The 13,397-nt window shown below is 41.1% G+C and carries 12 protein-coding genes and 1 pseudogene; 7 read left to right on the top strand and 6 right to left on the bottom strand.

The annotated features are described in order from the left end of the window. Positions 1 to 79: 79 nt before the first annotated feature. On the bottom strand, positions 80 to 1,993 hold the full coding sequence (gene thrS, locus NSQ29_RS14840; protein ID WP_341125448.1) for a threonine--tRNA ligase: 1,914 nt from the start codon (positions 1,991 to 1,993) through the stop codon (positions 80 to 82). A gap of 473 nt (positions 1,994 to 2,466) precedes the next feature. Here thrS and NSQ29_RS14835 point away from each other — a divergent pair, with 473 nt between their 5' ends. Beyond that, on the top strand, positions 2,467 to 3,135 hold the full coding sequence (locus NSQ29_RS14835; RefSeq protein ID WP_076282892.1) for a TraX family protein: 669 nt from the start codon (positions 2,467 to 2,469) through the stop codon (positions 3,133 to 3,135). Between the two features lie 93 nt (positions 3,136 to 3,228). Further along, complete coding sequence (locus tag NSQ29_RS14830; protein ID WP_341125447.1) at positions 3,229 to 4,749, top strand: copper amine oxidase N-terminal domain-containing protein; 1,521 nt, start codon at positions 3,229 to 3,231, stop codon at positions 4,747 to 4,749. 102 nt (positions 4,750 to 4,851) lie between these two features. Here NSQ29_RS14830 and NSQ29_RS14825 read toward each other — a convergent pair whose 3' ends face one another. Continuing rightward, positions 4,852 to 6,267, bottom strand: a complete 1,416-nt coding sequence (locus NSQ29_RS14825) for a metallophosphoesterase (protein WP_341125446.1) — start codon at positions 6,265 to 6,267, stop codon at positions 4,852 to 4,854. Between the two features lie 208 nt (positions 6,268 to 6,475). Here NSQ29_RS14825 and NSQ29_RS14820 point away from each other — a divergent pair, with 208 nt between their 5' ends. Continuing rightward, entirely contained in the window at positions 6,476 to 7,075 is a 600-nt protein-coding gene (locus NSQ29_RS14820; protein WP_341125445.1) for a nitroreductase family protein, read from the top strand. A 73-nt stretch (positions 7,076 to 7,148) separates the two neighbouring features. Next, positions 7,149 to 7,310: pseudogene (locus tag NSQ29_RS14815) on the top strand (DUF2188 domain-containing protein); the annotation flags it as partial. 109 nt (positions 7,311 to 7,419) lie between these two features. Here NSQ29_RS14815 and NSQ29_RS14810 read toward each other — a convergent pair. Both NSQ29_RS14810 and NSQ29_RS14805 read right to left on the bottom strand, forming a co-directional pair. Beyond that, on the bottom strand, positions 7,420 to 8,589 hold the full coding sequence (locus NSQ29_RS14810; protein WP_339803027.1) for a peptidylprolyl isomerase: 1,170 nt from the start codon (positions 8,587 to 8,589) through the stop codon (positions 7,420 to 7,422). 185 nt (positions 8,590 to 8,774) lie between these two features. Beyond that, positions 8,775 to 9,110 carry a hypothetical protein gene (locus NSQ29_RS14805; RefSeq protein WP_042126947.1) on the bottom strand — a complete coding sequence of 112 codons (336 nt, stop codon included), beginning with the start codon at positions 9,108 to 9,110 and terminating at the stop codon, positions 8,775 to 8,777. Between the two features lie 181 nt (positions 9,111 to 9,291). Here NSQ29_RS14805 and NSQ29_RS14800 point away from each other — a divergent pair, with 181 nt between their 5' ends. Continuing rightward, entirely contained in the window at positions 9,292 to 10,398 is a 1,107-nt protein-coding gene (locus NSQ29_RS14800) for a lactonase family protein (RefSeq protein ID WP_341125444.1), read from the top strand. A 124-nt stretch (positions 10,399 to 10,522) separates the two neighbouring features. On the opposite strand, the gene hfq is transcribed toward NSQ29_RS14800, so the two are convergent. After that, positions 10,523 to 10,744, bottom strand: a complete 222-nt coding sequence (hfq, locus tag NSQ29_RS14795) for an RNA chaperone Hfq (protein ID WP_042126951.1) — start codon at positions 10,742 to 10,744, stop codon at positions 10,523 to 10,525. A 110-nt stretch (positions 10,745 to 10,854) separates the two neighbouring features. On the opposite strand from hfq, the gene NSQ29_RS14790 reads away from it, so the two are divergent. Further along, the gene (locus NSQ29_RS14790) at positions 10,855 to 11,496 is read left to right on the top strand and encodes a phosphatase PAP2 family protein (protein WP_339270693.1); all 642 of its coding nucleotides are present in this window, start codon (positions 10,855 to 10,857) and stop codon (positions 11,494 to 11,496) included. Positions 11,497 to 11,591: 95 nt separating this feature from the next. Here NSQ29_RS14790 and NSQ29_RS14785 read toward each other — a convergent pair whose 3' ends face one another. Beyond that, positions 11,592 to 12,125: a hypothetical protein gene (locus tag NSQ29_RS14785; RefSeq protein WP_076282886.1), complete on the bottom strand. Its 534-nt coding sequence runs from the start codon at positions 12,123 to 12,125 to the stop codon at positions 11,592 to 11,594. 188 nt (positions 12,126 to 12,313) lie between these two features. Between NSQ29_RS14785 and NSQ29_RS14780 the strand changes: the two genes are divergently transcribed. Continuing rightward, complete coding sequence (locus NSQ29_RS14780) at positions 12,314 to 13,360, top strand: FUSC family protein (RefSeq protein WP_042187452.1); 1,047 nt, start codon at positions 12,314 to 12,316, stop codon at positions 13,358 to 13,360. Positions 13,361 to 13,397 lie beyond the last annotated feature (37 nt).

Raw genomic sequence — 13,397 nt, 5'->3', positions numbered from 1 at the left:
TGTGATCAAAAAAGGGGCTGTCTTGTTCGTAGATTTCTACGAATAGACAGCCCTTTAACGTTTAATTTGACGCAGAACTTTATTTTTTACTAACTATTTCTTCACTAATCTGCTCAATAATCTCTTGGATACTCTTTGAACCAAGATCACCCTCACCACGTTTTCTTACAGAAACACTGCCAGAGTTTTTCTCATTCTCACCGAGAACGAGCATATAGGGTGATTTTTCAAGTTGGGCTTCACGAATTTTGTAACCTAGCTTCTCATTTCGGATATCAACCTCGACACGAATGCCAGCTTGTTCTAAGGATTGTTTCACCTGAAATGCATAAGCAACGTAGTTCTCAGAGACGGGTAATAACTTCGCTTGAACGGGTGCTAGCCATAGCGGGAATGCTCCGGCATAATGCTCCGTAATAATCCCCATAAAACGATCAATCGACCCATAAACAGCGCGATGGATTACGACCGGGCGGTGCTTAAGGTTATCTTCCCCGATGTAAGTAAGATCGAATTTCTCTGGCATTTGCCAATCTAGTTGGATGGTTCCACATTGCCAGCTTCGTTTTAGCGCATCTAAGATATGGAAATCAATCTTTGGTCCGTAGAATGCGCCATCACCTTCATTCACACGATAATCGATTCCGAGATTGTCTAATACACTTTGTAAAGATTGTTCAGCTAGATCCCATAGTTCTTCTGATCCCATATAATCTGCCGGGCGAGTAGATAATTCAATCTTGTACTCAAAGCCAAACACTTGATAAATATGGTCAATCAGTGAGATTACCCGGCTTATTTCATCCTCAATCTGCTCTGGTAATACGAAGAGATGGGCATCATCCTGACAGAACGTACGAACACGCATCATCCCGTTAAGTGCCCCAGAGAACTCATGGCGATGTACTTGACCAAATTCGGCAATTCGGATAGGCAACTCTCGGTAAGAATGTAGATTATTTTTGTAGATCATCATATGACCCGGGCAGTTCATCGGTTTGAGTGCGAATTTTGTTTCGTCTACATTGGTGAAATACATATTGTCTTTGTAGTGATCCCAGTGTCCGGATTGCTCCCAAAGCCGATTGTTCATCATCAGTGGTGTACGAACTTCATCGTAATCTCTCTGTCTTTGTAATTCACGTGCGAAATTTTCAAGCTCTGTACGGATAGTCATTCCCTTGGGAAGATAGAAGGGCATACCTGGAGCTTCTTCAGAGAACATAAACAATTCCAGTTCCTTGCCGAGCTTACGGTGATCACGTTTTTTAGCTTCTTCAAGAAAGAGTAAGTGCTCTTCAAGTTGAGCTTTCTTAGGAAAAGCAGTTCCGTAAATACGTTGCAGCATTTTATTATTCGAATCTCCACGCCAGTAGGCACCTGCTACATTCAACAGCTTAAAAGCCTTGACCAAGCCAGTTGAGGGAAGATGTGGGCCTCGACAGAGATCCGAGAATTCACCTTGATCATAAATAGATAATACTGTGTCTTCCGGTAGATCACGGATAAGCTCCAGCTTTAAGGGCTCATTCATCGCTTCAAAAAGCTTGATTGCTTCAGCGCGGGGAACGACACGGCGGACAATCGGGTGATTCTCTTGAATAATTCTCGCCATCTCTTGTTCGATTGCTACAAGATCAGCCGTGGATAGAGGTGTCTCAATATCAATGTCGTAATAGAAGCCATCTTCGATTACTGGACCTATGCCGAGCTGGACACCCTTATCTCCATATATACGTTTTATGGCCTGCGCCATGATATGTGCTGTACTGTGTCTATAAATTTCCAGGCCTTCTTTGCTATCCAACGTAACAATTTCGAGCTGGCAATCATGTTCGATCGTTTGGTTTAGATCAACGGATCTTCCATCGATAATTCCAGCTACAGCATTTTTTTTCAGACTGGTACTTATGGCACCTGCTGCTTCTTTAATCGTCGTTCCTTGCAGTACCTCTCTAATTGTTCCGTTTTGCAGTGTTACCTTGATCTCCATGATTGTTAGCCTCCATTTCTCAAAAATTGTTAGTGGTGAACGCAAAAAAACGCATCTCTCCCAGAAAGGGACGAGTGCGTTCAGCTCGTGGTTCCACCCTAATTCGACCTATCACAAGGATAGGACCTCATTGGTATCCTTTAACGTGGATAAGTCGGTGCCACATACTACCGCAAAATTTAGATCTGCGGATTCAGCGTCACGGCTACAAAGGGGTAACTTCACAATCGTGTACTGGAGAAGCTTTCAGCCTAGACCTCTCTCTCTGGACAGTTCGTATAGGAAATCTTGTCTTTGATCATTGCCATATGATGTTGCTCGTTCATAGTACTCAATTGCACCCCATAAAGTCAAGAGGCAAGAAACCAGAAATTCAGTTCTCTTTTATTGCAGTCATCATTTGTGTACAGGCGAAGGAGATGAAGTACTCACTGGCGAATGTATGATATCAACTTATTTTAAGGAGGTTTGATATGCAGATTCTCGCCATGCTGACGATGCTAATCGACCATATTGGCTATATCTTTTTTCCAGAGGATATTGCTTGGAGATATGTAGGAAGAATAGCCTTTCCAATCTACTGTTACGGGCTTGTGCAGGGGCATATCCATACATCATCCAGACCGAAATACTTGTTCCGACTGCTCATTATCGCTATTATTGCTCAGATCCCATACAATTTAGCGATTAATCCTGGTGGATGGAACGTGGTGTTTACGCTTTTGTTATCCGCAACCGTATTGGTTATTTTAGATAAACTGCCTACTCCATGGCTTGGAATACCAGTCGTCATTGCAGCTATCGCGTTAATGGATTATTTCCCGATAGATTATAATGCGTACGGCCTGCTGCTAGTATTGATATTCCGTTATACGAAGTCATATTGGCTTGTTGTAGCACATTTGGCACTTAATCTATTCTACATGTTTTATAATTATTGGGTTGTGCAAATGCTTAGTATTTTACCGACACTGTTGATTGCTTTGGCGCCTGCACTTTGGGGATATTTAGAGCGTCACCGGGTACCACGCTGGGTGTGGTGGTCTTTTTATCCTGCGCATTTACTGATTTTAGCGTTATTTAAAGGCGTAATATACAATGAATGGGTTTCTATCGAATGGCGAACTTTGTTGAATCTATAGTATTTTTACAATAAGTAATACTTTGATTTACAAATGTTGCCTTTGCTGAGATAATGGATTGATTTCAAAAAATCTTAAAAAAGGAGACTTGCTATGAGGAGAATGAAAGCTAGGGCAAAATGGTTTATTCCTTTTGTCGCACTGCTGCTTGTTCTGGCCGGTTGTCAATCGGTTGGAGGTTTCGATGTTAATAAGGCATTGATCGGGGATGTCGATGTTAAATCATCAGAATCCAGCATGACGTTTTCTATGAACGCTGAACCTTCAGAAGGAATTAGCGCAGAAGATAAGGAAATGGTCGATCTCATAAATTCTTTTTCCCTGAGTATTAGCAATGCAAAGTTACAAGAGAATGGTAATGTATCTGCCAATGGAACGATCGGCTATAAACAATTGAATATTCCTTTCTCATTGTTTATGGACAAACAAACTTTAGTCTTTACGGTTGAAGGAGCAAAACAACCGTTTTACTTCCCGGTTCAAGGTTATGATGAGGTCTTTGCTGAAGTTGGATTGGATCTGACTAAAGCTGAAGATCTTAGTAAGCTGCTAACGAAGTTTGTGGTGAAGAATCTTCCTAATCCAAGCGCAATTAGCGTAACACCCGTTAGTGAGGCTGTGTATGGCCAGCAGGTGAATATGACGAAGTTACATACCGAAGTGACGGGTGATGAGCTTCCGGCATTGTTAAAAGGATTCCTGAAATCGATCTCTAAAGATACGGAAGGCTTTACAGAATTGGTTGGTGGTCTATATGACTATCTATATCCTGTGATTAAAGCTATGGACGAAAAAGCCTCCGGTGATTATGAAATTCCAGGTATTGGAGTAATTCCTCTGGGTGATAAAGAAGCTGTTGTAACTGTACTGCATGATGCAGCAAAATTGGCTGTGGATGCGTTACTGCTGGTTTATGACAATCAACTAGACAGTCTTTACAAAGCTACCCCTGAGCTTAAGACGGTTCTGAGTAAGGATACGAAGCTTGCTGTCGACATTTTTGTAGACAGTGGACTACATGTTCGTAAACAGAATGTTGATCTGAAAGTGGCGCTTCCAGGTACTGAAGATATGCCATTAAAGAGCTTCTCTCTTAAGGCTTCCAGTCAGATTTGGAACATTGGTGGTGCTGTAACGGCAGATCCAATCAGTACTGAAGGAGCACTTGATGTTTCTTCTGGTGACCTGACTCCTGGAGAGACTTTGAACAATTTTGATCCAAATTCTAACGTTTATCGTATATTGAAAGACGATCTTGGTATCACCAAGAGAACGATTGTCATCGAACCAGACGACGAATATTATTATCCGATCGTTGACAATAATACGACGTACATTCCTCTTCGGTATTTTGCAGAAGATTTAGATGCTATTGTGGAATGGGATACAGTCAATCGTGCTATTATCGTAACTGATGGTGTGTACGGTGATAAGCTGGTTTTCAAAATCGGTTCTTCCGAAGCAGTAATTAACGGTGAAAAAGTGAAGCTTGCAGAGCCTGTATTTGTTGACGAATATGGTGATGCCTATGTATCGCTGCGTCTGCTTGCTGAAGCACTTCATGCTACTGTGTATGTAGATGAAGATGGTTGGATTACTATTACACGTAAATAGTTAGTTCGATCCTCATTGGCTAAATAACACAAACAAACCCAGCTTCTAACTTCGCAGAAATGCGGGTGAAGCTGGGTTTTTTATATGAAATATGGCATCTTTTCATTGCTTCGTTAAAACCACTTCTAGGTCGACATTACTTAGCGCTTTTTCTTCAGCCATACTTTGGACATACCCTCCTAAGAAACCGTCCTGCTGTTCCTCCCAAAGCTTGTAGCCCGGCAACGCTTTTATATCCTTAGCAAAGGTACCTGCAGTTCCTGAGAAGTATCGTACATTCAGCTTGGACATTACCTTCGCCATGGATTCTTTTTCAGACTCCGTTAAAGGACTTTCCTTAAGACTATCCATAGCTTTGTCATAGGAGTTAGTAGCAAAGGCTTCTTCGGCATAAGCCTTGAAGTTTAAGAGATTGTGATCTGTAATCTGATTAGCTTCAGCCCAACCTTCTACGTTCAAAGACGTTGTTTTATAGTTTATGGTTCGCGAGACGGGATCAAAGGTCATGGCTCCATATTGATGCGGATTGACGGCCATAGCACTCGTAGCGATATCATAGATTGGCTTTGGTTCAGAGGATGCTGTATCTTGATTCGCGTCTGCTGGATCTACTTGAATGTCCTGCATATGAATATGTCCTGAGAGAACTAGATTAAGTCCATTCTTCCGTAAGGATTTTATAGCTTCCTGGCTGTTATTAAGCTTGAAGCCTGAAACAGACATAGAAGTGTGACTTAATAAATTATGATGCATCACCGTGATCACTGAAGCGTGCTCTTTGGCTGCAAGCTTAACGGATTCATCGATCCATGAAAGCGTAGAGGAAGCAATACGTCCATCGGTCTGAGGGAAATCGTATTTTTTATTATTAAGGTATTGGCTACTGTCTATCATTAGAATCCATAAGTTGGAGGCAGCCTTGACGATATAGCTTAGTGATTCCTTATCACGTGATGCAGCTTCTTTGTAGCCGAAATCCGCATACATTTTGACGAAATCCTTATCTGTAATTGAATCCGTAAGGAGCTGTTTATCTCCACTGAAGGATCTAGCCCAAGGATTAAATAAGTCGTGATTGCCTGGAATGACATAAACAGAGGTTCCTTGTTGTTCGATTCGTTTTAAATTTTCGGTTAACTTTTGATGGCTGCTGCGTTCTCCATTATTAGTTAAATCGCCACTGAGGATGATAAACGCAGGTTTTTTCTGTTCAGCGTCATAGACCAAAGCTTCAGCCATTTCATCACTGTAGGGCAGCATTTTTCCATCGCCTCCAGTGACATAGGTCTGAAAAGCCTGCCCACCATCCTGAAGATCTTTATCCAAAAAGTGAGTGTCTGTGGCGACCCAGAAAGAGACAGGTTTTAGCTCAGCTTGATCAAGTTCCACAGCGTTTAAATTAGACGATTTTGTGTCTTTACAGCCAGTTAGTGCCAAGCTAAGGAAAAAGAGCACTACACAAGAGAATATGACCGTTTTTTTATGTAGAATAAGAACTTTATCTGTTGAAAAATTCATTTATATAACCTTCCTTCTGCACTTTTGCTGCACTATTGTAGCTTATTTTTAGCCGAAATGTATATCGGAAAAGTGAAGGGGAGATGTTACTAACCGAGGCTAATTGTATATCCGACAAAATAAGTTGTGAATAGATGTTGTGTTTTCAGAAAAAAGGTGATAAGATGTACAAAAGTAAGTTACTTAAATAAATGGAGGTAGTTATTTTATGTCTAACAATTTTCTTGAAGCAGTTAAAGGAAGACGTTCCATCTATGCCATCAGTAAAGAATCCACTGTAGCCGATGCTCAAATTATTGAAATCGTTGAGCAAGCGGTTTTGCATAGCCCAACCTCATTCAACTCCCAAAGCTCCAGAGCGGTTGTTCTTTTTGGTGAACAGCATGATAAATTATGGGATATCACGACAGAAACTTTGCGCAAAATCGTTCCAGCTGAACAATTTGAAGGAACAGCGCAAAAATTAGCATCTTTCAAAGCAGGTTACGGTTCCGTTTTGTTCTTTGAAGATAAAGCGGTAGTGAAGAACCTTCAAGAAAACTTCGCATTGTATGCCGAGAACTTCCCAATTTGGTCTAACCAATCTTCAGGCATTCTGCAATTCGTAGTATGGACTGCACTTTCTGAAGCAGGTTTAGGTGCATCCCTGCAGCACTATAACCCACTGATTGATGACGAAGTGAAAGAAGCTTGGGGCATCCCGCAAGACTGGAAACTGATTGCTCAATTGCCATTTGGTAAGACAGTAACTCCAGCAGGTGAGAAACAATTCCAACCGGTGGAAGATCGCGTTAAAGTCTTTAAATAAGCTTAAGAGAGTGTTTAAAACCTCCTAGACCAGGCTAATTAATTATATAGTCCAGGTTAAGGAGGTTTTTTATATGCCGTGGAACAAAGAAGATTATCCAGATTCACTCAAGAACTTCACTGCACCTATTCGTAATAAGGCGATTGATATTGCTAATGCACTGCTAGAAGATGGATATGAAGAGGGAAGGGCGATTTCTATTGCTACCGCACAAGCGAAAGAGTGGGGAGAGAATCGTGATAAGCAGGTCCGTAAAAAAGGACATTAATTAAAAGTTCGAAAATAGAGGTACAAAAAAAGCAGGACAGCGTCTCTTAACGCTTGTCCTGCTTTTTGCAGTCATATTATTTAGCAGATTCAGTTCCTGCTTCTGCGCTTGCAGATGGCTCAGGAGAAGCTGTTGCTTCTTTTTTGGCATCCGTAAGTGAATTTGTGATTTTTGCTTTTGCAGTTGTATCTGACAACCAAGTAGTGGAAAGAGTGGAAACCTTTTGAGATACAAGCGTCTTTTTGATTTCATCTTTCTTTTCTTCCAAGGTGTAGTTTTTAGCGTCTTTGTGGTCGGTTACTTTAATGATGTGATAACCGTAATCGGATTTCACAGCACCGCTTGTTTCCCCAACTTTAAGTTTAAAGGCTACATCGGAGAATTCAGCTACCATATCTCCACGTTTGAAGAAGTCTAGATCTCCGCCATTAGCTTTGGAACCAGTGTCTGAAGATTTTTCTTTAGCAAGTTCAGCGAAATCTGCTCCATCTTTCAATTGCTTCAAAATTGCATCCGCTTCTTCTTTAGTCTCAACGAGAATGTGGGAAGCGCGAACTTGTTCTTCTTCATTGAAAGTAGCTTTATTTGCTTCATAGTAGTCTTTGATTTCTTGATCCGTTATAGTCACTTGCGGCTCAAGAATCTTACGCAGTTTTACTTGCAGCGGCATTTGCTTCTTCAAGTCATCAACGGTCATTGAGCTTTGTTGCAATGCAGCATTAAATGCAGCTTCTCCGCCGAATTGTGCTTTTAGGTCTTCTAATTCAGCATTAATGTCTTCATCAGTAACAGTTACGTTAGCTTTTTTAGCTTCTTGATCAACGAGTTCAGTAGTAATCATAGCTTGCAGTGTGCTTTCTCCGCCTGCTTCGATCAATTTATCATAAAGTTGTTCTTTAGTAATGTTAGTTCCGTTAACGCTAGCAACAGCTGTGCTGCTGTCGTCCTTTTGGAATGGAGGCTTAATCAATACAATGATGAGTGCCGCAGCCAGAACCACAGAGGCAATCATCCAGCCCTTGTTACCTTTAGGAGAAACTGGTGGAGCAGGTGGCGTCGTATTATTGTTGCTGCCGACTTTGTTCATTACTGGAACACTTTCCTCTTTTGTTGTATTCACAGGTTCTTCAGCAGCTACGATCTCCACTTCATTTACTTCATTGGTATTCTCGGTAGTGTTCAATTCTTCTTCCGGAGTACCGTTGTTTTCTAAGTTCTCATTTCCATTCAGATCTTTTTTGTCCATTATTAGTAATGACTCCCTTCAATATAGGTGTTGCTTGTCTATTTACAACTTTAACAGAAATACAGATCCTAAACCTTAAGAAAGTATAAAAAAAGATAGGATCTTTTTAAGTTTCTATTAATAAAAAGCAAAAAGCCGGAAATGGCATCGGTAACATGCCCTTCCGGCTTATGGGAATAAGATGTTTACTTCAGTCCTTTCAATAGATGACGAATACTTTCTTGTTTCCGTCTTGGGACCCGTACGTTTTTAGCGAATAGGCCCTTTTCTCCGAAATAAATGCAGTCGTCTTCGATAGAACTGATCTTGTTTAGATTGACATAACAGCCACCGTACACATGATAGTAAGTAGAATTGGATAACAATCGTTTTAATTGCTCGGCAGTCATTCTCTTTTTTATGTTGTAGTTTCTGCCGTGAAAAATGACCAAATCATGGTCCCCGACCTTAAAGAACAGAATGTCTGTTTCCACCTCGAAGTCCTCGTATACATTTCTGGCTTCCAGCAGGATGCTACTCATTCATGTTCCCCCTTTATACTTAATAAAAGACTAATGTTAGCGCTTTCATTATAGCACAATCCCTAATCATTGGAAAGCCTTATTTTTGAACTATTTGTCACACTTTTTACTTTATAGTTTGTCTTTAACGTTTAAAAATTGTAAATTATATAATAGCAATACTTTGAAGGAGGATGTAAAGATGGAAAAGCAGACTAAGTTATTGCTGTTTACGGGTTCCTATGCAAGTGCCACGGATAGCGGTGTGCAGGTATTTGAATTCGATGGCGAAGCAGGAGGTACGTTAAAATTAATCGACTCGGTTCAGGGTCTAACTAACCCCACCTTTGTTAATGTAGATGCTTCAGCCCTGCGTTTATATGCCATAGGAGAAAAGCCAAATGGTGAAGGTGGAAAAGAGGGAGAAGTCGTTACCTTTGCTATCGATGCTAAGCGTGGGAAATTGAGCGAATTGAACCGTATAGCCTCAATGCCTGCTTCAGGTAATGGTCAAACGACCACATGCCATATTTCAAGAGATCTAAGCGATGAATACATTGTTGTATGTAGTTATCATGGTGGCAGTGTAGGCTTGATCACATTAGATGAAGAAAAAGTTGCTAATCAACTGGCGGATGTCGCGATTCATTCCGGTCATGGTCCCCATCCTGAACGTCAGGATCGCCCGCATCCACATTCGGCTATTTTCAGTCCGGACGGACAGTATCTGTTTGTTTCTGATCTTGGGCTTGATATTATTCGGTCCTATAGAATCAATAGAGACTTGAACAAACTAGAAGTTCACGGAGATACTGCGCTTCATCCAGGGGCGGGACCTCGTCATTTTACTTTTCATCCAGATGGAAAGTCTGCTTATGTTATAAACGAGGTGGATTCCACGATAACATCGTTTACATATGACAGTGCTACAGGGACTCTTCACACGGTAGATACAATTTCAACTTTGCCTGAGGATTTTAAGGAAGAGAATACTTGCGCTGAAATTGCTACTTCAGTAGATGGAAGATATCTTTACGCTTCTAATCGTGGAGCGGATAACATCGCAGTGTTTGCAGTGGATAACGCTACTGCCAAGCTTACACTAATTGAATATGTATCTACTCGTGGAGGGCATCCACGACACTTCTCATTAACTCCGGATGGGGCTTATCTTATTGTTGCAAATCGTGACGCTAATAACCTGGTTGTGTTCTCTATTGAAGAGACCAGTGGTCGTCTCGTCTTTACAGGAAATACTGCCGAGGTATCTAAGCCGGTGTGTGTGAAGCCTGTGATTTTCCCTGTATAAAAGAAACTCGTTTTGAAGAGTGAATAAGACAATTTAAGAAAATAATAAAGGGAACACCGGAGATGTAGTCCGGTGTTCCCTTTATTATTGAAAATAGGATGAAGAAGTTTAATGAATGTGTGAACTATTTGAGTGAGACGGGCTTAAGAGGTACAATAGTGGATACTGCAGATTTGAAGAGCACATTCTGTCTGCCATCACCTTGACCCTGTAAAGTGATTGTGAATGCATCATACGAGGTTACGACGCCTTGCATTTTTACACCATTTGTTGTAAAAATCGTCACGGGCACCTTTGTGGAAATAAACTGATTCAACAAACGTTCCTGCAATTTTAGACTCTCCACTTTGGCAGCACTCCATCTTTTTGTATATTTATTTCTCTATAATTATAGCACGGGTTATAGCTTCTCAGGAAATGTGATCGACAGGCACAAAATTAGACACGGAGGTATTTATGCTTTATTATCAGAACTGGTCTAGAGGTTTTCGTTATTTTATAGGGTTTGCTGCTTGTTTCGTCGTTATTGCGATTCTAGTTCATATGAATAAGGTATCATCATTTGATAATTATATGATTCATTTTGTTCAATCCGCTGAATCACCTGGACTGACCACATTCGCCAAAGGACTATCTCTGATTGGTTCCTCCAAGGTAGCGATTGGTATATCTATCGTCACGATGGCACTGCTGTATTTTCTGCTGAAACATCGGCTTGAGCTAATTCTGTTCCTATGGGTTGGACTAGGCTCACAACTATTGAATACACTTATGAAGTTATGGTTTCAAAGGGAGCGTCCAAATTTCAATCGTATTGTCCAAGAGCTCGGTTATAGTTTCCCAAGTGGACATTCCATGGCAGCCTTCTCCCTGTATGGGGTAATTGCCTATTTACTGTGGCGTCATTTGCCGCGAAGAAGTGAAAGAATCCTGTTAATAATATTTGCGGTATTCATGACTGTGGGCATTGGCTGGAGTCGTATTTACCTGGGAGTTCATTATCCTAGCGACGTAATTGGTGGTTATGCTGCAAGTGGCGCGTGGCTGATGTTATCCATCAGTCTATTTGAAGCCTATAAAAAACGGATATCCTCATAAGAAATGAAGATATCCGTTTTTGTGGGGATATTTTAAAATATAAGAATATATATGTTTCACGCTATACATTATCCTTATATTTCTCGCATAAACGCTTACCGTCCTAAATAGGACACCGAAGGCGTTTTTGCTTGAGGGTTCATCACATGATGTTCCGAAGATTTATGATCTTGGAAATGACCCATTTTACTTATTTTTTTCTTCAGCATAGAAGGAAGTCCAGCCTTTAGCTTTTGAGCTTCGTCTTTTGTTAGACGTCCCTCGCTGATGGCTTGATCCAGCCGCTTACTTGCGGATTCGCTGAGCTTTTGAATATATTGATCTTCTGTCCAGCCTTTCTTTTCAAGGGCAAGCTCGGGGAGGGTTTTGCCTGTTTTAAGGCTATTGATTAGCTCCGTACGATCCATCTCAAGCAGCTTGGCTGTTTCGAAAATAATGAAATGTCCGCCGGCTCTGAATTTCCCGTCTTTCCCTGGTGGGGGTCTATGACCTTTTTCCGAAGGCCCAGAATCAGGTGCAGTGGAAGTTACATTCTCAGCTGACACGCTCCGAGTAGGAGCAAGTGCTGGAGACAGACTGAGGAAAAGAACAGCTGTGATGGTCACTAATTTTTTGATGTTGTTATTCATTCACTCACCTCGTATGTTATATGTGATAGGTACTTACTTGAATTAGTATTCCCTGAAAGCTGAAAGAATCATAAGTGAGAGCTTAAATGATCATAAAATTCATCAACTCTAGGCTTGGGTAATTAGAGGAATGAGGGATTCGTAGATGTCCATATTGCAGAGTGGGCCAATTTTTAGGGGGGATATTTTTGGCTTTTGGAGCTCGCATATTTAAAACAGGAATGGCAGTCACGCTTGCCTTGTATTTAGCCGAACTGCTACATTTTCCATCTTCTGTGGGCGCTGCGATTGCAGCAATTTTCGCGATGCAGCCATCTATTTATCGCTCTTGGCGTTATTTTCTTGATCAGCTGACAACGACTACAATGGGCGCGGTACTCGCTCTTCTGGGAGGAATGCTGTTATCCAATAGTCCAATTGCGGTTGGGTTGGTCTGCATTCTTGTCATTATGATCAGTATGAAAATTAACCGAGCGGATACTATTAGCCTGACACTCGTCACCGTTATAACAGTGATGGAGGCTTCTGGTGAATGGCAGTTCGCGCTGAATCGGTTCTTATTAACATTGACAGGGATTGTTTCTGCATTTCTAATCAATATTATAGTAGTTCCTCCGAAACCACGGAAACAGTACATCAAGCAAATTGAGAACGTCTTTGCCAGTCTTTCCTTGCTGCTAAGAACGGCTGTATCTCATGAGATGAAGGAAAGTGTGTTTCGTGATGAAAAACTTGCACTGGAGTCATCTATTAAATCTTTAGCGGATAAGTACGCTTTGTTTGAGGAAGAGCAGAAACAGCTAAAGAGGGCGAAGTACAGTCAGACTAGACAAATGGTTGTCTATAAGAACCTGTTATCTTCTTTGCAAAAGGGCTTCGATGTTCTTGAGGCTGTGGATCGGCATTATTTTCAAGCGGATCGAAGTGAAGAGACAGATGCATTGTTTGACAGTCATTTGGAGCAGTTAATCAAATATCATCAACTGATCTTGCTGAAATTTGAAGATAAACTAAAACCAAACACTAATGAATCGGAACCCTTGGGAGACGAGAATGATGGATTTTTGAATTCAACGATCCTGGGGTATAATGCGGAGAAAATAGGTCAACTACGATTGTATGTTGTAGCCGCAGCTATTTACGATTACGGATATCAATTAGAACGGCTTGATAAAGTGGCAGATCAGATGAACCGTATAGCGACTGAGGAAAAAGAAACGGATCGCGAAGCTTAAAACATAACCTTGTGATGTGCAACATATAAGCTTAAGG

It is taken from the genome of Paenibacillus sp. FSL F4-0236 (assembly GCF_038000135.1).
In the GTDB taxonomy this organism is placed as follows: Bacteria; Bacillota; Bacilli; order Paenibacillales; family Paenibacillaceae; genus Paenibacillus_AQ.
This window is presented reverse-complemented; position numbering and strand designations above follow the sequence as displayed.

Coding starts and splice junctions, on each gene's coding strand:
- thrS (WP_341125448.1), bottom strand. CDS start 1,993: ATGGAGATCAAGGTAACACTGCAAAACGGAACAATTAGAGAGGTACTG.
- NSQ29_RS14835 (WP_076282892.1), top strand. CDS start 2,467: ATGCAGATTCTCGCCATGCTGACGATGCTAATCGACCATATTGGCTAT.
- NSQ29_RS14830 (WP_341125447.1), top strand. CDS start 3,229: ATGAGGAGAATGAAAGCTAGGGCAAAATGGTTTATTCCTTTTGTCGCA.
- NSQ29_RS14825 (WP_341125446.1), bottom strand. CDS start 6,267: ATGAATTTTTCAACAGATAAAGTTCTTATTCTACATAAAAAAACGGTC.
- NSQ29_RS14820 (WP_341125445.1), top strand. CDS start 6,476: ATGTCTAACAATTTTCTTGAAGCAGTTAAAGGAAGACGTTCCATCTAT.
- NSQ29_RS14810 (WP_339803027.1), bottom strand. CDS start 8,589: ATGGACAAAAAAGATCTGAATGGAAATGAGAACTTAGAAAACAACGGT.
- NSQ29_RS14805 (WP_042126947.1), bottom strand. CDS start 9,110: ATGAGTAGCATCCTGCTGGAAGCCAGAAATGTATACGAGGACTTCGAG.
- NSQ29_RS14800 (WP_341125444.1), top strand. CDS start 9,292: ATGGAAAAGCAGACTAAGTTATTGCTGTTTACGGGTTCCTATGCAAGT.
- NSQ29_RS14790 (WP_339270693.1), top strand. CDS start 10,855: ATGCTTTATTATCAGAACTGGTCTAGAGGTTTTCGTTATTTTATAGGG.
- NSQ29_RS14785 (WP_076282886.1), bottom strand. CDS start 12,125: ATGAATAACAACATCAAAAAATTAGTGACCATCACAGCTGTTCTTTTC.